Origin of the sequence: Roseburia sp. AF15-21, from assembly GCF_003479505.1 — a bacterium.
GTDB classification, from domain to species: domain Bacteria; phylum Bacillota; class Clostridia; order Lachnospirales; family Lachnospiraceae; genus Roseburia_C; species Roseburia_C amylophila.
Map to the genome: position 1 here is coordinate 195,629 of NZ_QUHG01000001.1, position 20,285 is coordinate 215,913.

Annotated in this window: 18 protein-coding genes; 16 read left to right on the forward strand and 2 right to left on the reverse strand. The window is 40.3% G+C overall.

Features of this window, described 5'->3' with window-relative positions; genetic code table 11:
- Positions 1–24: 24 nt before the first annotated feature.
- Positions 25–210 carry a 50S ribosomal protein L28 gene (rpmB, locus tag DWW33_RS00925; RefSeq protein WP_117698403.1) on the reverse strand — a complete coding sequence of 62 codons (186 nt, stop codon included), beginning with the start codon at positions 208–210 and terminating at the stop codon, positions 25–27.
- A gap of 222 nt (positions 211–432) precedes the next feature.
- On the opposite strand from rpmB, the gene DWW33_RS00930 reads away from it, so the two are divergent.
- The 4 genes from DWW33_RS00930 to DWW33_RS00945 all read left to right on the forward strand — a co-directional run bounded on the left by DWW33_RS00930 (position 433) and on the right by DWW33_RS00945 (position 6,765).
- Complete coding sequence (locus DWW33_RS00930) at positions 433–792, forward strand: Asp23/Gls24 family envelope stress response protein (protein ID WP_022243764.1); 360 nt, start codon at positions 433–435, stop codon at positions 790–792.
- A gap of 15 nt (positions 793–807) precedes the next feature.
- Positions 808–2,484 carry a DAK2 domain-containing protein gene (locus tag DWW33_RS00935; RefSeq protein ID WP_117698402.1) on the forward strand — a complete coding sequence of 559 codons (1,677 nt, stop codon included), beginning with the start codon at positions 808–810 and terminating at the stop codon, positions 2,482–2,484.
- A gap of 11 nt (positions 2,485–2,495) precedes the next feature.
- A complete protein-coding gene (recG, locus tag DWW33_RS00940; protein WP_118638682.1) occupies positions 2,496–4,556 on the forward strand; it encodes an ATP-dependent DNA helicase RecG in 2,061 nt (686 codons plus the stop codon).
- A gap of 142 nt (positions 4,557–4,698) precedes the next feature.
- Positions 4,699–6,765: a methyl-accepting chemotaxis protein gene (locus tag DWW33_RS00945; RefSeq protein ID WP_118638683.1), complete on the forward strand. Its 2,067-nt coding sequence runs from the start codon at positions 4,699–4,701 to the stop codon at positions 6,763–6,765.
- A gap of 130 nt (positions 6,766–6,895) precedes the next feature.
- Here the strand turns inward: DWW33_RS00945 and DWW33_RS00950 are convergent, their stop codons facing one another.
- The gene (locus DWW33_RS00950) at positions 6,896–7,099 is read right to left on the reverse strand and encodes an alpha/beta-type small acid-soluble spore protein (RefSeq protein ID WP_022243767.1); all 204 of its coding nucleotides are present in this window, start codon (positions 7,097–7,099) and stop codon (positions 6,896–6,898) included.
- A gap of 186 nt (positions 7,100–7,285) precedes the next feature.
- Here DWW33_RS00950 and DWW33_RS00955 point away from each other — a divergent pair, with 186 nt between their 5' ends.
- From DWW33_RS00955 to DWW33_RS01010, 12 genes are all read left to right on the forward strand, one after another.
- Positions 7,286–8,668, forward strand: coding sequence for an isopropylmalate/homocitrate/citramalate synthase (locus DWW33_RS00955; RefSeq protein ID WP_022243768.1), 1,383 nt, complete (start codon positions 7,286–7,288; stop codon positions 8,666–8,668).
- Positions 8,669–8,685: 17 nt separating this feature from the next.
- Positions 8,686–9,345 carry a GntR family transcriptional regulator gene (locus DWW33_RS00960; protein ID WP_117698399.1) on the forward strand — a complete coding sequence of 220 codons (660 nt, stop codon included), beginning with the start codon at positions 8,686–8,688 and terminating at the stop codon, positions 9,343–9,345.
- Between the two features lie 18 nt (positions 9,346–9,363).
- Entirely contained in the window at positions 9,364–10,572 is a 1,209-nt protein-coding gene (locus tag DWW33_RS00965) for an NADP-dependent isocitrate dehydrogenase (protein ID WP_117841030.1), read from the forward strand.
- Between the two features lie 115 nt (positions 10,573–10,687).
- A complete protein-coding gene (locus DWW33_RS00970; RefSeq protein WP_118638684.1) occupies positions 10,688–12,676 on the forward strand; it encodes an ABC-F family ATP-binding cassette domain-containing protein in 1,989 nt (662 codons plus the stop codon).
- A 77-nt stretch (positions 12,677–12,753) separates the two neighbouring features.
- Positions 12,754–13,404, forward strand: a complete 651-nt coding sequence (locus tag DWW33_RS00975; RefSeq protein WP_022243772.1) for a redox-sensing transcriptional repressor Rex — start codon at positions 12,754–12,756, stop codon at positions 13,402–13,404.
- An 11-nt stretch (positions 13,405–13,415) separates the two neighbouring features.
- The gene (locus tag DWW33_RS00980; RefSeq protein WP_117946931.1) at positions 13,416–14,069 is read left to right on the forward strand and encodes a hypothetical protein; all 654 of its coding nucleotides are present in this window, start codon (positions 13,416–13,418) and stop codon (positions 14,067–14,069) included.
- Between the two features lie 3 nt (positions 14,070–14,072).
- Positions 14,073–15,560 carry an NAD(P)H-hydrate dehydratase gene (locus DWW33_RS00985; protein WP_118638685.1) on the forward strand — a complete coding sequence of 496 codons (1,488 nt, stop codon included), beginning with the start codon at positions 14,073–14,075 and terminating at the stop codon, positions 15,558–15,560.
- Between the two features lie 21 nt (positions 15,561–15,581).
- Complete coding sequence (alr, locus tag DWW33_RS00990) at positions 15,582–16,751, forward strand: alanine racemase (RefSeq protein WP_118176813.1); 1,170 nt, start codon at positions 15,582–15,584, stop codon at positions 16,749–16,751.
- Positions 16,752–16,815: 64 nt separating this feature from the next.
- Positions 16,816–17,163, forward strand: a complete 348-nt coding sequence (locus tag DWW33_RS00995; protein ID WP_022243776.1) for a type II toxin-antitoxin system PemK/MazF family toxin — start codon at positions 16,816–16,818, stop codon at positions 17,161–17,163.
- A 66-nt stretch (positions 17,164–17,229) separates the two neighbouring features.
- Positions 17,230–18,138 (forward strand): hemolysin family protein, encoded by a 909-nt coding sequence (locus DWW33_RS01000; protein ID WP_118638686.1) that lies wholly within the window; start codon positions 17,230–17,232, stop codon positions 18,136–18,138.
- A 33-nt stretch (positions 18,139–18,171) separates the two neighbouring features.
- Positions 18,172–18,900, forward strand: coding sequence for a YebC/PmpR family DNA-binding transcriptional regulator (locus DWW33_RS01005; RefSeq protein WP_022243778.1), 729 nt, complete (start codon positions 18,172–18,174; stop codon positions 18,898–18,900).
- Between the two features lie 90 nt (positions 18,901–18,990).
- Positions 18,991–20,274, forward strand: a complete 1,284-nt coding sequence (locus DWW33_RS01010; protein WP_118540653.1) for an O-acetylhomoserine aminocarboxypropyltransferase/cysteine synthase family protein — start codon at positions 18,991–18,993, stop codon at positions 20,272–20,274.
- Positions 20,275–20,285: the final 11 nt, after the last annotated feature.

The window sequence follows — 20,285 nt, forward strand, 5'->3', positions numbered from 1 at the left end:
GACAGTCCAGATAGAAAATGCTAATTAAGCTCTTTCAACGGATCCGGATCTTAAACAGGAAGTACATACGTACATTCTTTTTGGAGTTCCGTTTACTTTACATTTTACAGATTTGATGTTTGATTTCCACATTCTATTAGATCTTCTATGAGAATGGCTCACATTGTTACCGAAATGAGCGCCTTTTCCACAAACTGCACATTTTGCCATGATAGCACCTCCTTTAAATTCTTCACTAAGCCTGTTATGACACAAGCTCACAACAAAGCTATCTTAACAGAAATACAGACAGAATGCAAGAAAAAAATTGCATTTTTTGAAAATAAAGAAAAATACTGTTTCTTTTTTCGGAAAAAGAGGTTATAATATAGTTCATGTTATGTATATACTGGCGGAAATGCGAGAAGATTAATTTTAATTGGAGGTTATAGAATGACAGGTAAAATGGAAAACGAATTAGGTAAAGTCGTAATTGATAATGAAGTAATTGCAACCTATGCCGGTTCTGTTGCAGTTGAGTGCTTTGGCATTGTGGGAATGGCTGCAGTTAATATGAAAGATGGCCTGGTTAAATTATTAAAGAGAGATTATCTGACACATGGTATAAATGTGGATGTGGATGAAAATAATAAAATTACAATTGATTTCCATGTAATTGTTGCCTATGGCGTAAGTATTGAGACAGTAGCAGACAATCTGATTCATACGGTAAAATATAAAGTGGAAGAGTTTACCGGAATGCAGATTAAGAAAGTCAACATTTTAGTTGAAGGCGTCAGAGTGATTGATTAAGGAGGAACTGTTGAAGTGGAAGTAAGTACAATAAACGCTGCGGTATTTGCTAAAATGTTTTTGGCCGGAGCAAAGAATCTTGAAGCAAAGAAAGAGTGGATTAACGAACTGAATGTTTTCCCTGTACCGGATGGAGATACAGGAACCAATATGTCTATGACAATTATGTCAGCAGCAAAGGCAGTAAGCGAGCTTGAAAATCCGACCATGAAGGAACTTGCAAAGGCAATTTCATCGGGTTCATTAAGAGGAGCAAGAGGAAACTCAGGAGTTATCCTTTCCCAGTTATTCCGTGGATTTACCAAGGTGATTGCAGAATATGATGAGCTTGATGTAGTGATTCTGACAGAAGCTATGCAGAAGGCTGTTGAGACTGCATATAAGGCAGTTATGAAACCAAAGGAAGGAACGATTCTTACTGTTGCTAAGGGGGCAGCCAACAAAGCATTAGAACTTTGTGATGATACCGATGATATTGTATTCTTTGTAGATGAAGTTATTAAAGAAGCAGACCATGTGTTAAGCAAGACACCGGATATGCTTCCTGTATTAAAACAGGCTGGCGTAGTAGATTCCGGCGGACAGGGACTGGTTCAGGTATTAAAGGGCGGTTATGATTCCCTGATTGGCAAAGAAATTGATTACAGCATTGAAGGTTCTGCAGCATCTGCAGGTGTTATGAAGATTACTGCTGAGACAGAAGCTGATATTAAGTTTGGTTATTGTACCGAATTTATCATTGTATTAAATCAGCCATTAACAGAGAAGCAGGAGCATGAATATAAAAACTTCTTAGAGTCCATTGGTGATTCTATCGTTGTTGTGGCAGATGATGAGATTGTGAAAACCCATGTACATACCAATGACCCTGGTCTTGCCATCCAGGAAGCATTGAAACATGGTTCATTAAGCAAAATCAAGATTGATAATATGCGTGAAGAGCATCAGGAAAAATTAATCAAGGATGCTGAGAAACTCGCAAAAGAGCAGAAAGAGGAAGAAACCAAAGAAGAAAAGGCAGAGGAACCAAGAAAAGAAATGGGCTTCATTTCCGTATCCATTGGTGCCGGTGTCAATGAAATCTTCAACGGACTTGGCGTGGATTATATCATCGAAGGTGGTCAGACCATGAACCCAAGTACCGAGGATATGTTAAATGCCATCGACCATGTGAATGCAGATAACATCTTTATTCTTCCGAATAATAAGAATATTGTACTGGCTGCAAATCAGGCAGCATCTTTAGTAGAAGATAAGAAGATTATTGTTATTCCAACCAAGACAATTCCACAGGGAATTACAGCACTGATTAACTTTATTCCGGATCAGTCGGCAGAGGAAAATGCAGAGCGTATGACCGAGGAATTAGAAAATGTAAAGACCGGTCAGGTAACTTATGCAGTCCGTGATACCGTAATCGATGACAAAGAGATTAAACAGGGCGATTATATGGGAATTGGCGACAAGAGCATCCTTGCTGTTGGTAAGGATATCAAGAGCACTACAGAAGATATGGTTGCTGAGATGATAGATGAAGAATCTGCGATTATCTGTATCTATTATGGTGAAGAAGTAACAGAAGAAGATGCCAATGCATTAGGTGCTGCTTTAGAAGAGAAGTATCCGGAGGTAGAAGTGGAGATTCACTTTGGCGGACAGCCAATTTACTATTATGTAATATCAGTAGAGTAACAGGAGTGTTTATGGACAGAAATGCACCCATTCAGGAATTGAATGGAGTTGGACCAAAAACTGAAAAAATATTGCAAAAACTTGGAGTATATACCGTTGGGGATATACTCCTTGCTTTTCCAAGGGATTATAAGCAGATGCCGGAGCCGGAGCATATCAGTGTGGCAGAGCCGGAGAAAGTCTATGCTTTTCATGTACGGCTGTGTTCTTCTCCGGTAACAAGAAGTACCAGAGCCATGCAGATATCTACTGCACAGTTTAGCGATGGAACAGGGAAAGTAGAGGCGGTCTGGTTTCGGATGCCCTATATCTGTAATCAGCTGAACCGGGAACCGGAAGTAATATTATATGGAAAGCTGACCTTAAAAAATAAGAAATATGTCATGGAACAGCCGGCAGTGTGGAAGCCGGATGAATACAGGAAAATGCAGATATCACTTCAGCCGGTATATCCGCTGACTAAGGGAATATCCAGCAAGCAGTTTGGTAAGCTTGTACGTACAGCCCTTGACAGTGTAAAAGAAGATGGTGAATATATTCCGGAAGAAATCTTAGCCCGCCATCAGTTTATGGGATTGAGAGAGGCATTGGAAAAAGTGCATTTTCCAACAGATTTAGAAGAACTGACCGGAGCAAGAAAACGTCTTGCTTTTGACGAATTTTTCTTATTTCTGCTACAGATACAGCGGTTTAAGGAACATCATGAGCAGACGCCAAATGGATTTCCGGTAGTAAGGGATGAATTTATTGAAGTGGTGGCAGAACAGCTTCCGTTTCCACTGACAAATGCCCAGAAGAAAACACTGGAAGATCTGGAAAAAGATATATACAGTCCTTATGCCATGCAGCGGTTGATACAGGGGGATGTAGGCTCCGGTAAGACCATTCTTGCATTCCTTATTATGGCAAAATTTGCTCATGAAGGTTATCAGACTGCTATTATGGCACCAACTGAGGTTCTGGCAAGACAACATTATGACACTTTTCAGAACTGGATTGCCATGTTTGAACTGGACTTTCCTGTTATTCTTCTTACCGGTTCGTTGACCACAAAGGAAAAACGTGAAGCATATGCGAGAATGGAAACAGAACAGAATGCCATGATAATTGGAACCCATGCACTGATACAGGAAAAGGCACTTTATCAGAAACTGGCGCTGGTAGTAACGGATGAACAGCATCGTTTCGGGGTAAGACAGAGGGAGACACTGGCAGATAAGAGCAGCCGGCTGCCGCATGTACTGGTTATGAGTGCAACACCGATTCCGCGGACCCTTGCAATAATTCTTTACGGAGATCTGGATATCTCAGTTGTCGATGAACTTCCGGCAGAACGTCTTCCGGTCAAGAACTGTGTCGTTGGACCGAAAATGCGGGAGAAATCCTGGAATTTTATTTTAGATGAAGTTCAAAAAGGACATCAGGCATATATCATCTGTCCTCTAGTAGAAGCCAATGAGGAATTGGAATTGCAGGATGTTACTTCATATGTAAAGAAATTAGAACAATATTATGGAGACAGAATCAGCGTAGGATTACTTCATGGAAAAATGCGCCCGGCAGAGAAGAATAAAGTAATGGAAGCCTTTGTCACTGGTGAAATCCAGGTTCTGGTTTCTACAACGGTAGTGGAAGTAGGTGTAAATGTGCCGAATGCCACCGTTATGATGATTGAGGATGCACAGCGTTTCGGGCTGGCACAGCTCCATCAGCTGCGGGGACGTGTCGGAAGAGGAAATGCACAATCCTATTGTATTCTTATGAATTCTTCCAATGGAAAGAATGCCAAAGAGAGATTGAATATTCTGGCGGGCTCTAATGATGGATTCTATATTGCCAGTGAAGATTTGAAAATGCGTGGACCAGGAGATTTCTTCGGGGTACGTCAGAGTGGTTTAATGGAATTTAAAATTGCAGATGTCTTTTCGGATGCCGATATGCTTTCTATTGCATCCGAAGAAGCAAAAGAATATGTCGAAAAGTGTAACTTAAACGATTGCGAAAAAGACATGAGACTTGAAACAACACTGAAAAATGCGTACAAAATGACAGAATACAGCACAAATATTTAGAAAGTTTCGAAAAATTAAGGAATAATTTGTGAAAAGTTTACGAAAATTAACGCAAAACCCCTCGTTTTTATTGCTAAATTGCCTAAATGTTGATACAATAAGTACAAAATTACAATTTAGTGAAGGCGGGGGATATATTTTTATGGCTAAGAAGAAAAAAGGGAAGAAAATTAGCACGAAAATGTTAAGTGCAATGCTCCCGGTACTGATTCTTGGTATGGCTGTATTAGGGGCAGTCAGTGTATTTTCCAGTAAGCAGATTATTGACGATGAGATTGGGAAGGAAATGACGCTGAGTCTGGAAAACGAGAAGACAGAGGTAGAGTCACAGATGCAGTCTGCGGCAAGCCTTGCAAAACATATGGCTGGAATTGTTGGGATTACTTATGAAAATGAGGAACTGCTGGCATATGTTAATTTCTTAAATACCATGATTTATGAGGAGGATTTTATTTATGGTGCCGGAATTTATTTTGCACCGAATAAGTATGACTCCAAACAGCGTTTTGTAGGACCTTATGTATATAAGGATGGAGATACGCCGATTCTGACTTATGACAGGAGCCAGTCCTCTTATGATTATGTAAGCAGGGATTTCTACAAGATTGTTTCGAATGGTGAAACAGAACCAAAGTTTACAAAGGCATACCATGATGAGGTTTTAGACTGTGATATGGTAAACTGTTCTGCACCGATGTATAATGCAGATGGAACTTATATGGGATGCGTAACTGTTGATATTACGCTGGATGAGATTCAGAATCTGGTCAGCCAGATGTCAGTAGGAAAAACAGGAAAAGCATTTCTGATTTCATCGGATGGAACCTATCTTTATACACAGGATTCCGGTAAAATCATGAATGAGAAAATAACGGATTCTAAAAATAGTTCTCTTGCTAAAGTAGGAACAAAAATGTTAGATTCTGATAGTGGAAAAGCCTGCTTTACAGAAGGGATTACCGGATATACGGTATATTATGAGACAATTCCGGATCTGGACTGGAAGCTTGGAATTGCGATTGAAAATTCAGAACTGAATGCACCGGTTATCAGCCTTGGGATTAAGCTGGCAATCATTGCGGCAGTGATTCTTATTATTATGATACTTGTGATTTTATCACAGGTAAAATCAGTTTCCAGACAGATTAATAGAGTTAAGAACTTTGCTGTACAGCTGGCAGAGGGTAACTTTAAAGTACAGTCGCTTGAGAACAGACGCAGTGATGAACTGGGAGCAATGGGACAGTCTTTAAATGAAATGTATGGAAATAATAAGGACATGATTTCAAAAATCAGTGGTCATGCAAAACTTCTGAGTGATTCCAGCATTGAACTGAAGCGTTCGGTAGAGGAATTAAAGAAGGATTATGAGATGATAGAGTCACTGATGAATCAGGTTAATTCCGATATGACTTCCTCTAGCGCAGCGACGGAAGAAGTAAATGCTGCAGTAGAGGAAGTGAATTCCTCTGTTAATATGCTGGCTTCTGAGACAGAAAAGAGTCTGGAACTGGCAGGAGAAATTAAGAAGCGTGCAAATGGAATTGAAGATACCAGCCGCAGTGCTTATGAACTTGCCAATAAGCTTGCAGCGCAGAACAGAGCTGGTCTGGAGGAGAGTATTAAGAATGCAGATGTTGTAAAATCCATTGGTGCATTGGCAGAAGTGATTTCCGAAATCGCAGATCAGATTAACTTACTGTCCTTAAATGCTTCCATTGAGGCCGCCCGGGCAGGAGAACAGGGAAAGGGATTTGCAGTTGTTGCCGGAGAAATTGGCAATCTGGCAGGTGAGACTACAGCTGCAGTTAATAAGATTAAAGAAACAATTGGCGAAGTAGAACATGCCTTTAGCGGAATTGTGGAACAGTCACAGTCTATGTTAAACTTCGTGACAGATACGGTCGCACCGGACTACGATACTTTCGTCAATGTAGCACAGCAGTATGGAGATGATGCCCAGGCAATTGAAAAATTTTCCAATGATATTGCCCGGATGGCAACAAATATTGAGACAATCATTCACGAGGTCAGCCAGGCAGTGTCCAGTGTGGCGGAATCTTCCCAGAATACAGTGGATAATAGTGGACAGATTATGCAGTCTGTAAATTCAGTATCTGCAGTTGTTGGAGAGGTGTCTGAAATGTCTTCCCAGCAGGAAAAGATTGCCGGAGAATTAAAAGAGGTTGTCGGAAAATTCATATTGTAATAAGTGTTACTGCATGTGTCATGATAGAAAAATGATATAGAAAGAAAAGGGGGAACCTGAGAAAGGGGCTGTTCACCGATTCCGGTGGACAGCCTCTTCTGACATCTAAGCGTGCAATGAAAAAGATGCGTTAACGTTCAGCCATCTGCTTTTCCTGCGCCTCAATCATTTTCTTTACCATATAACCGCCTACGGAACCATTCTGACGGGAAGTTAAATCCCCATTATATCCCTCAGACAGTGGTACACCTAACTCACTTGCAACTTCGAATTTGAAACGGTTTAATGCACTTTGTGCTTCTGGAACAGAAGATTTTTTCGAACGATTAGACATAGTAAATTTCCTCCTTAGCATTTGTATATAACCGAATGGTTACAATACTATTATCTACCGATAAAAAAGGATAATACTAATAAATATTCACTTTTTTGGAATAATCTTGAAAAAGCTCTTGACACATACAAGTATAATTGTATACAATTATTCAAGAATATTTGTGAATCAAAAGGAGTGTGTTCCATGAGAGAAGTCGTTATGAATGAAAAAACTAATCTATTACAGTTGGAAGAGCATTTTTATCAGCTTGTAGATGTTGAGGAACCAAATGTATTCCGCAATCTTTTTCCATATGAGGAAATTCCGAAAATTGCATTTAATGACAGAATCGTTCCGCATAATATGCCGGAGGATATCTGGATTACTGATACAACATTCCGTGATGGTCAGCAGTCAAGAGCACCGTATACCACAGAACAGATTGTAACCATCTATGATTACTTACATAAATTAGGCGGACCAAAGGGTAAAATTCGTCAGAGCGAGTTCTTCTTATATAGCAAGAAGGATCGTGATGCCGTATATAAATGCTTAGAGCGTGGTTATAAATTCCCGGAAGTCACCAGCTGGATCCGTGCCAGCAAACAGGATTTCCAGCTGGTAAAAGATTTGGGACTGCGTGAAACCGGTATTTTGGTAAGCTGCTCCGATTATCATATTTTCTATAAAATGAAAATGACCAGAAGCGAAGTTATGAATCTTTACTTAAGTGTGATTCGTGAATGCTTAGAGACTGGAATCAGTCCAAGATGTCATTTGGAGGATATTACACGTTCTGATATTTACGGATTTGTAATTCCGTTCTGCTTAGAGCTGATGAAGTTAATGAAAGAATACAATATTCCGATTAAGATTCGTGCCTGCGATACCATGGGATATGGTGTAAACTTCCCGGGAGCAGTAATTCCGCGAAGTGTACCGGGTATCATTTACGGACTTACCACACATGCAGGAGTTCCTTCTGAATTGATTGAATGGCATGGACACAACGATTTCTATAAAGCAGTCAATAACTCGACCACAGCATGGCTTTACGGTGCATCCGGCGTAAACTGTTCCTTATTTGGTATTGGTGAGAGAACCGGTAACACACCTCTGGAAGCAATGGTATTTGAATATGCGCAGTTAAAGGGTACCCTGGATGGAATGGATACCAGAGTTATCACAGAACTGGCAGAATATTATGAGAAGGAATTGAATTATAAGGTTCCAAGCCGTACACCATTTGTCGGAAGTAATTTTAACGTTACAAGAGCAGGTATCCATGCAGACGGACTTTTGAAAAATGAAGAAATTTATAACATTTTTGATACCGAAAAATTCTTAAATCGTCCGGCACTGGTATCTGTTTCCAATACATCAGGACTTGCTGGAATTGCACACTGGATTAATACCTATTACCGTCTCAGTGATGACCGTAAAGTAGATAAGAATTCGGAACTGGTAAAGACCATCAAACAGTGGGTAGACGAGCAGTATGATGAGGGACGTGTAACTGTAATTACAGATAACGAACTTGTAGTACAGATAACTGACTGTTGTAAAAAACTCGGAATTGTATTATAAATTAAGGAGGCTTTATCGTGGGCGAAGAAGGATATTCTTTAAGCGGAAGAGTATTTCATACGATTCGTGAAAATATCTTATCCGGAAAATACAAGTGCGATGAAGAATTAAAAGAAAAAACCCTGGGTGATGAACTGGGTGTCAGCCGTACTCCGGTAAGAGAAGCCTTAAGGCAGCTTGAACTGGAAGGACTCGTCAGAATCATTCCAAACCGCGGAGCATTCGTAGAGGGAATTACGAAAGAAGACGTAAAAGATATCTATGAAATCCGTGCACGGCTGGAGGGACTTTGCACAAAGTGGGCGGCAGACAGAATTACCAAGGAGCAGATAGCGGAACTGGAAGAAAACATTTTTCTGGTGGAATTTCATGCTAAGAAGGAAAATTATGCACAGATATTGGAGCTGGATAATAAGTTTCATGAGGTGCTTTATGAAGCTTCCGGAAGCAAAATGTTAAAGCATGAATTGTCTGCATTTCATCATTATGTGGAAAGAGTTCGAAAAATCACTTTGTCAATGCCGGATCGTGTGGTAAAATCAAATGATGAACATAAAAAGATTGTAGAAGCATTGAAGCAGCACAATGCAAAAGAAGCAGAACTGCTTGCGACAAGTCATATGTTAAATACTATTGAAAATATGGATAATTATGGCTGGGACAATCTGCTGAAATAGTAAATGGAGGATAGAAAGATGGACAAAATTAAAATGACTACCCCTTTGGTTGAAATGGACGGAGACGAAATGACAAGAATCCTTTGGAAAATGATTAAGGATGAACTGTTATTACCATTTATTGATTTGAACACAGAATATTATGACCTGGGTCTTGAACATCGTAATGAAACGGATGACCAGGTAACTGTAGATTCTGCAAATGCAACAAAGAAATACGGTGTTGCAGTAAAATGTGCTACCATTACACCAAATGCAGCACGTATGACGGAGTACAACTTAAAGGAAATGTGGAAGAGTCCGAATGGAACTATCCGTGCAATGTTAGATGGAACGGTATTCCGTGCACCAATCGTTGTAAAGGGAATTGAGCCATGTGTTAAGAACTGGAAGAAACCGATTACCATTGCAAGACATGCTTACGGTGATGTATACAAGGCTTCTGAAATGAAGATACCGGGACCGGGAAAATGTGAACTGGTTTATACAGCAGAGGACGGAACGGAAACAAGAGAGCTGATTCATAACTTTACCGGAGCAGGTGTTGTCCAGGGACAGCATAACTTAAATGATTCTATCGAAAGCTTTGCAAGAAGCTGCTTTAGCTATGCACTTTCTACCAGACAGGATTTATGGTTTGCAACCAAGGATACCATTTCCAAAAAATATGACCATACTTTCAAAGATATTTTCCAGGAAATCTTTGATGCGGAATATAAAGAAAAATTCGAAGAAGCAGGAATTACCTACTTCTATACCTTAATCGATGATGCGGTAGCCCGTGTGATGAAAGCAGAGGGCGGCTTTATCTGGGCATGTAAGAACTATGATGGAGATGTTATGAGTGATATGGTATCATCTGCATTTGGTTCCCTTGCCATGATGACTTCCGTACTGGTATCACCGGCAGGATATTATGAATATGAAGCTGCACACGGAACAGTTCAGCGTCACTATTATAAACACCTCAAGGGAGAAGAAACATCCACCAACTCCGTAGCAACTATTTTTGCATGGACCGGAGCACTCCGTAAGAGAGGTGAATTAGATGGCAACCAGGAGTTAAGCACATTTGCCGATAAACTGGAAAAAGCCTGTGTAGATACGATTGAATCCGGAAAGATGACCAAAGACCTTGCACTGATTACTACAATTGAAAATCCGACTGTATTAAACAGTGAAGACTTTATCAAGGCAATCCGTGCTACATTAGAGAAAATGTTATAAATTTTATACTCCGGGAGGGCAGAATAGTGTGCCGTCCCGGAATTTTCAGCTATAAAAAGCCCCTTGTAAAGAATGCTTTACTTATGGGGCGAAGAGAAAAAGTGAGGAGACTTCCATGATTTTAGCCTGTCAGAATATCAGTAAATCCTTTGGGACAGACACCATAATACAGAATGTTTCTTTTCATGTAGAAGATAATGAGAAAACAGCAATTGTCGGCATCAATGGTGCCGGCAAATCTACGTTATTGAAAATTATAGTGGGAGAGCTGGCACCGGACAGTGGCGAGGTAACCGTTGCAAAAGGAAAAACCATCGGTTATCTTGCCCAGTATCAGGATAAAGACAGCAACGAGACCATTTATAATGAAGTGCTTCATGCCTGCGATGCATTAATCGAAAAAGAAGAAAAGCTTCGTAAAATGGAAGAAGACATGCAGCATGTAAGCGCAGATGAATTAGAGAAATATATGGAGCAGTATAACCGTTTCAGCCATGCCTTTGAGTTAGAGGGTGGACTGACTTTTCGCAGTGAGATAAACGGTGTGTTAAAGGGACTTGGTTTTTCGGAAAATGATTTCGGAAAGAAAATGTCAGAGTTATCCGGAGGACAGAAGACCAGAGTGGCATTAGGCAGACTTCTGGTAACCAAGCCTGACATTATCATGCTCGACGAGCCGACCAACCACCTTGATATGGCATCGATTGCATGGCTTGAAAACTATCTTTTGAATTATAAAGGAGCCGTAATTATCGTAGCCCATGACCGTTATTTCTTAGACCGGATTGTTACGAAGGTAGTGGAAATATCCCGCCATACGGCAACGGTATTTCCGGGAAATTATACCGCATATGCGAGGCAGAAGGAAATACAGCGGGAAAGTCTTTTGCGACAGTATTATAACCAGCAGCGGGAAATCAAGCACCAGGAAGAAGTGATATCCAAGTTAAAATCCTTTAACCGGGAAAAGTCCATTAAGCGTGCGGAAAGCCGTGAGAAGGCATTGGATAAAATAGAACGTATTGAGAAGCCAATCGATGGAAAAACAGATATACATATTACATTGGAGCCGGAAATTACCAGTGGAAATGATGTACTTTCGGTGAAAGGTCTTTCAAAATCTTACGAGCATAAACTGTTTTCAAACATTGATTTTCAGATTAAGCGAGGGGAAAAAGTTGCTTTAATCGGAAATAACGGTACCGGGAAAACCACCATTTTAAAGATAATCAATGGAATTGTAGACGCAGATGCCGGGGAGATAAAGCTTGGAAGCAATGTGGAAATCGGATATTACGATCAGGAACAGCAGAACTTAGACCCGGATAAGACGTTATTTGATGAAATTGCAGATGCTTATCCGAATCTGAAGGCAACGAAGATTCGAAATGTGTTAGCAGCATTTTTATTTACGGATGATGATGTGTTTAAGCGGATTCGTGATATCAGTGGTGGAGAAAGAGGGCGTGTTTCACTGGCAAAACTGATGTTATCCAATGCAAACTTCCTGATATTGGACGAGCCGACCAACCACCTTGATATTATGTCAAAGGAAATTTTAGAGTCAGCCATCAATTCCTATACCGGAACGGTGCTTTATGTATCCCATGACCGTTATTTTATTAATAAAACTGCCAGCAGAATTCTTGATTTAAAGAATGAAACAATTCTAAATTATATTGGAAATTACGATTATTATCTGGAGAAAAAGGAAGTTCAGGAGTTAGCGGCGTTTGGCACAGCTACACAGGATCGTGCAGACAATTCAGTGGCAAAAGGAAATGTCATTGTTTCCGATGGAACTGGAGAAAATAATGGAACAGAGCAGATATCCGGCGGAGGAAAACAGAAGTTAAGCTGGGAAGAAATGAAGAAACAGCAGGCAGCAAAACGTAAGCTGGAAAACGAATTAAAGCGTACAGAAGATGAAATTGCTAAGAGAGAGGCAAAGATAGAAGCATTAAATGATGAACTGTCAAAGCCGGAGGTAGCATCAAATTCCTATGAATTAAACAAAATCCATGAGGAGCAGATGCAGGAAGAGGCAGCGCTGGAAGAACTCTATGCAAAATGGGAAGAATTAAGTTTACAGAAAGATTGTTAAAGTTGTAACACATTGACATCCTTTCGGCAAGAAACTATAATTATTGTAGGGTATTGAGAGCAGGAGGAACTGGCAGAATGAGCAAAGAAATATCACAGGCAGTAATTCGTAGAATGCCAAGATATTACCGATATCTGGGGGAACTTTTAGATGAAGGGGTAGAACGTATTTCATCGAATGAACTGAGTGCAAGAATGAAAGTGACCGCATCGCAGATCAGACAGGATTTAAATAATTTTGGTGGTTTTGGACAGCAGGGATATGGTTACAATGTACAATTTCTGTATGAAGAAATCGGAAAGATTATGGGATTAAATGAACAGCATAATATTATTATTATTGGAGCTGGTAACTTAGGACAGGCACTTGCCAATTATGTGAAGTTTGAAAAACTCGGCTTCGTCATAGTAGGATTGTTTGACGTGAATCCGGAGTTATGCGGAAAATCCATTCGTGGCAATAAAATCGAAATGATTGATAAACTGGAAGAATTTGTAAAGACACATAAGGTAGATATTGCTACACTGACTATGCCGAAAGAAAAGGCAGATGCTGTGGCAAACCAGCTGGTAAGCCTTGGTGTACATGCAATCTGGAATTTTGCCCATGTGGATCTGGAAGTGTTGGATGAAAATGTTGTAGTGGAAAATGTACATTTATCAGACAGCCTGATGCAGTTATCCTATAATATGACAAAGAACAAAAGGAAAAAGGAAACGCTGGAATAGAGGTGTTTTGCATGAAAGATGACAAGGAATTTCTGGAAGCATTAGAAAGCAGAAAAGTACCAATACTTGTATTGGATCAGAAATGGCACAGGCTTTTTGCTTTAAGCGGAAAAACCAGTGAAATCAAGCAGCTGGAAGAAAAGTTAAATCAGTTGTTAGAACAGCAGGGAAAGCTTAATAATGATTTGAAAGAACTGAAAAAGACAAAGAATCGGTTGATGAAAAGCATTGTTGTCAACATGGAAGGAACTCATGAGGAAAATGAGGGGGATATTTCTTCCAGAAAATTAGATGAAGACAAGAGACTGATTGATGAAGTCAATGTCAAAATGGAAGAAATTGAGGATGAATTAATTGAACTTCCACGAAATATAAACAGTGCAAATCAGGAACTTATGTTAGAAAGCATGCGTTACTGCTATGAGAGACTAAGACAGAACAGCAAAGAAGCAGATGAAATTACGGCCTGGATTGATAAGGTAAGGGTAGAACTTAAGAAAAATATCATCAAAAAACAGAACCGTGAAATCAACAACCGGCAGATTTATTCTTATATGCATGATATTTTTGGTGTGGATATTTTAAATATATTTGATCTGCGGCAGGAAGATGAAGACCGTCTGCAGGGGAAAAAAGCGGTGGAAAATGCGGACGAAAGGAATTAATTTATGGAATATCTTGTAAATTCCCGGGAAATGAAAACATGTGATACCAATACAATCGAACATTTTAAAGTGCCATCCATGGTTCTAATGGAGCGGGCAGCACTTTCTGTGATAGAAGTAATACAGGAAAAAGAAATTTCATGTAACCGCGTGCTGGTAGTGTGTGGAACCGGAAATAATGGCGGCGATGGTATGGCAATTGCAAGATTGTTATACTTATCCCACATTCCGGTTGAAGTATATCTCTATGGAAATAAAACACATTTTTCAAAGCAGGCAAAAGAACAGTATGAAATCCTGACATCATATGGTGTACCATTTATTGATGAAATGGAGGATGCAAATTCCTACAGCCTGATTATTGATGCGTTATTTGGTATAGGATTATCACGAAAATTAGATGATGAACTGGTGCACTTGATGGAACGGCTAAACCAGAGCAGTGCCCACCGGCTGGCGGTGGATATACCATCCGGTGTCTCGGCAGATAATGGAGCTGTATTAGGTGGTGCATTCAAAGCAGATGATACCGTAACCTTTGCTTACTGCAAGACCGGAATGGTGTTATTTCCTGGTGCAGAATACTGCGGAAATATTACGGTTAAGGATATCGGAATTGGAGAAGAAAGCTGGTTAGATAAAAGACCTGCAGCTTATGCAATCACAAAGGAAGATTTAAATTTTTTAAATAATCGTGCTGCTGATTCGAACAAGGGAACCTTTGGAAAAGTCCTTTTGGTTGCCGGAAGCGTGAATATGGCAGGTGCGGCGGTTCTTGCAGCAAAGGCAGCTTATCGCAGTGGCTGTGGTCTGGTGAGAATATATACACCGGAAGAAAACCGTATTATCTTACAGACAGCAGTGCCGGAGGCAGTTCTTACTACCTATTCTGCAAAAAAGGCTGATACACAGCAGCTGATAGAATGTCTGTCCTGGGCAGATGTTATTATTTTAGGACCTGGAATTGGCAAAAGTGATGTGGCACACAGTATTGTAAAGACGGTACTTAAGAATGCGGCAGTACCAATGGTAGTAGATGCCGATGCATTAAATATCATAGCAGAGCAGACCGAACAGCTTCTTCGCCCGCATACAGAACTGGTATTAACGCCACATCTGGGTGAAATGTCCCGGTTAAAACAGCTTGCCGTTTCCTATATCAAAGAAAATATTGAGCAGGTTGCGGAAGATTTCGCAAGGGAATATAATGTAATCTGTGTTTTGAAAGACAGCAGAACGGTAACGGCAATTCCTTATGGGAAAACATTTATTAACCGGAACGGTAACAGCGGAATGGCTACTGCGGGAAGTGGTGATGTACTGAGCGGAATTATTGGAAGTCTGATGGCGCAGGGCCTATCTGCAGAGCAGGCGGCACCGCTTGGGGTATATGTACATGCGGCGGCAGCAGATGAACGGAGCAAAACAGTTTCAGAGCATGGACTGACTGCAGGCGAAATTATAAACGGATTATCCGATGTGTTGTCATAATAATAATTTGAGGTGAATGAAATGAAAAGATATAGCAGGGTATATGCCAGCGTGAATCTGGATGCGGCCATTGAGAATATGGAGGCAATGCACCGGCTTTTAAAGAAAGATACCAGCATGTTTGCGGTAATTAAAACAGATGGATACGGACATGGTGCAACGGAACTTGCCCGTGTATTAGAGCCGCTTCCGTATCTCCATGGCTTCTGTGTGGCCACAGTGGAAGAAGGCGTAATTTTAAGAAATCATGGAATTAAGAAACCGATTCTGATTCTTGGTTTTGCATTCCCGGATGAATATGATATTATTGTAGAACAGAAATTAGAGCCTGCCGTATTTACGTATGATATGGCAGTTGCACTATCTGAAGCTGCAACAAAGAAAAATCAGGATGTGGCAATTCATATTGCAGTGGATACTGGAATGAGCCGGATTGGTTATCAGGTGGAAAAAGAAAATGCAGGAGAGATAGCGCAAATCAGTAAGCTGCCACATATAATAATGGAGGGGATTTTTACCCACTTTGCAAGGGCAGATGAAAAGGACAAAACGGGTGCCCATAAGCAGCTTGAACTGTTTCAGAAAATGATTGCAATGTGCAAAGAAGAAGGCGTTATTTTTCATCATGCACACTGTTCAAACAGTGCAGGAATTATTGATTTGCCGGAAGCAAATATGGACATTGTAAGAGCGGGAATTACATTATACGGACTCTGGCCATCGGATGAAGTGCAAAAAGACAGACTGTCAATGCACCCGTTAATGGAATTAAAGAGTCATGTTTCTTATGTAAAGACACTGCCGGCTGGAAGGGAAATCAGCTATGGTGGAACCTATACCACAACCAGAGAGACGAAGGTGGCAACGATTCCGGTCGGTTATGGAGACGGTTATCCGAGAACTTTATCTAACAAAGGTTCTGTACTGATTCAGGGAAAAAGAGTACCGATTCTTGGCAGAGTCTGCATGGATCAGTTTATGGTGGATGTTACTGATGTGCCGGATGTTGTTGTTGGAACAGAGGTAACACTTCTTGGCAGAGACGGCGATGAAATCATTACAGCGGAAGAAATCGGGGATTTATCCGGCAGATTCAATTATGAATTTGTCTGCTGTCTTGGCAAACGTATTCCAAGAATCTATTTCGAAAACAACAAAGAAGTAGAACATAAAGATTATTTTCAGGATTAGAACAGTATACACTCGATAAAATTGGTAATACTTTCAGTAAAACCTATTCTATGGAGTGTATATTATGATTATCAGACGAGGAGATATCTATTATGCGGATTTAAGACCGGTAGTAGGCTCGGAACAGGGCGGAATCAGACCGGTTCTGATTATACAGAATGATGTGGGAAACCGGCACAGTCCTACGGTTATCTGTGCCGCAATCACATCACAGATGAATAAAGCGAAGCTGCCGACCCATGTGGAGCTGTCCTGTCATGAATATGACATTGTAAAAGATTCGGTTATTTTATTGGAACAGCTTCGTACCATTGACAAGACACGATTAAAAGATAAGGTGTGTCATCTGGATGGAAAAATTCTGTCGAAAATCGACAAAGCACTGAAGATTAGTCTGGAATTATATACATAACTTGACTATTTTTGCCTAAAATGTTATATTTTTCAGAAATATGTATAAAAAGGAGAGTATTCAAAAATGGATGACGGAGGGAGTCCGAATACAGGATTTTTTAAAAAAATTTTTCATAAACTTCCATTCAAAGATTCCGAGGATGTAACAGAGGAAGAAATTATTTCCATGGTAAATGAAGGCCATGAGCAGGGAGTCCTTCGGGAAAATGAAGCGGAGATGATACATAATATCTTTGAATTTGGTGATAAAGAAGCCGGTGATATTATGACACACCGTAAAAATATTTCTGCACTGGATGGAAATGACATTTTTGAAGATGTAATCACTCTGGTGATAGACAGCCATTATTCGAGAATGCCGGTATACTCTGATACCATAGACAATATTATCGGAGTATTACATATCAAAGAGACCTTATCCTACAGCAGACAACCGGAGCTTTTAAAGAAGCCGATTAAGGAAATTGACGGGTTAATCCGTCCGGTGGATTTTATACCGGAGACACGCAACATCAATGCATTGTTTCAGGAGATGCAGTCGGCAAAAGAGCATATGGTAATTGTTGTGGATGAATATGGTCAGACAGCCGGACTGGTCACCATGGAGGATATCTTAGAGGAAATCGTCGGAAATATTTTAGATGAACATGATGAGGAAGATACCTATATAGAGAAGAAACCGGACGGAACATTTGTAATGAATGGAATGACACCGTTAGAGGAAGTAGGGGAAGCACTGAATCTTGATTTTGAAGATGAGGATTATGACACCTTAAATGGCCTTCTGATTTCGCTTATTGATAAAATTCCATCGGAGCACGAAGTCTTTGAAGTAAAATACAAAGGCTATATTTTCGAAGTACTTTCCGTGGAAGATAAGATGATAAAATATGTACATGTTGTTCCAGAAACGGAAGAATCTGCCGAGTCTGACACTGCGACTTGTCAGCAGGATGAAAAAATGGTAGAATAATACACGAAATACGGATAGAAAAGAGGATTTATTATGTCAGGACATTCCAAGTTTGCCAATATCAAACATAAGAAAGAGAAAAATGATGCGGCAAAAGGAAAAATATTTACAATTATAGGACGTGAAATTGCAATTGCGGTAAAAGAGGGTGGAGCAGACCCTGCTAACAACAGTAAATTAAGAGACGTAATTGCAAAAGCAAAGGCGAATAATATGCCAAATGATACCATCGAGCGTGGTATTAAAAAAGCAGCCGGAGATGGTGATTCCGTAAATTATGTACAGGTTACTTATGAAGGATACGGTCCAAGCGGAACTGCAATTATTGTAGACGCATTAACCGATAACAAGAACCGTACCGCTGCAAATGTAAGGAATGCATTTACAAAGGGTCAGGGAAATATCGGAACACAGGGCTGTGTCTCTTACCTTTTTGACCAGAAGGGTCAGATTATCATTGCCAAGGAAGACTGCGATATGGATGCAGATGATTTGATGATGATGGCATTGGATGCTGGAGCAGAGGATTTCTCAGAAGAGGAAGACAGCTTTGAAGTAATTACAGCACCAGATGATTTCAGTGCAGTACGTGAAGCTTTGGAAGCAGAAAATATTCCAATGGCAAGTGCTGAGGTTACCATGATTCCTCAGACTTATGTTTCTTTAACAGACGAGAAAGATATTACCAATATCCAGAGAATCCTAGATCTTTTGGATGAAGATGATGATGTACAGGAAGTATATCACAACTGGGAGGAATAAAACTGATACCTGCATTTATCAGAGACAATGATAGATAGATGCAGGTATTTTCTAATAATATATTACATATGGTATAAAGGAGAAGGAAAGATGGAAGAGAATTATCAGATTGAGACAAAATGTATTCAGTCTGGCTGGAAACCAACCAAGGGGGAACCGAGAGTATTACCGATTTACCAGAGCACTACATTTAAGTATGATACCAGTGACCAGATGGGACGGTTATTTGATTTAGAGGAAGCCGGATATTTTTATACGAGACTTCAGAATCCGACCAATGATGCAGTAGCTGCAAAGATTGCAGATTTAGAGGGTGGTATAGCAGCAATGCTGACCTCATCCGGACAGGCAGCCAACTATTTTGCAGTATTTAATATCTGTGAAGCAGGAGACCATATTGTGGCATCCAGCTCCTTATATGGTGGAACCTTTAATCTGCTGGGAACCACACTTAAGAAACAGGGAATTTCCTGTACCTTTGTGGATCCGGATGCATCGGAAGAAGAGCTTTCAGCGGCATTTTTACCAAATACCAAGGCGGTGATTGCGGAGACTTTATCTAATCCATCCCTTGTAGTACTTGATATTGAGAAGTTTGCACATGTTGCCCATGCACATGGGGTACCACTTATCGTAGATAATACATTTGCAACACCGATTAACTGCAGACCTTTTGAATGGGGAGCAGATATCGTAACTCATTCTACTACCAAGTATATGGACGGACATGCCATGGCAGTGGGTGGATGTATCGTTGACAGTGGTAATTTTGATTGGGAAAAATATAAGGATAAATATCCGGGGCTGACACAGCCGGATGAATCCTATCATGGAATTATATACACTCAGAAATTTGGTAAGCTGGCTTATATCGAAAAAGCAACAGCACAGCTTATGCGTGACCTTGGTTCCATTCCATCCCCAATGAATTCTTTCTTACTGAATGTCGGGCTGGAAACTTTACATTTAAGAGTGCCAAGACATTGTGAAAATGCCCAGAAGGTAGCAGAATATTTAAATGCAAATGATAAAGTGGCATGGGTAGATTATCCGGGCTTAAGGGATAACAAATATCATGCACTGGCAGAAAAATATATGCCAAATGGCACCTGTGGTGTTATTGCATTTGGCTTAAAGGGTGGTAGGGAAGTATCCGTATCCTTTATGGATCATCTGAAATTAGCTGCAATTGTAACACATGTAGCAGATTCCAGAACCTGTGTCCTGCATCCTGCCAGCCATACACATCGTCAGATGACAGATGAGCAGTTAATTGAAGCAGGTGTAGCACCGGATTTAATCCGGCTTTCCGTTGGAACGGAAAATGTAAAAGACATCATTGCAGACCTGGAACAGGCATTGGAGAATGTATAAGCAGAAAGGGG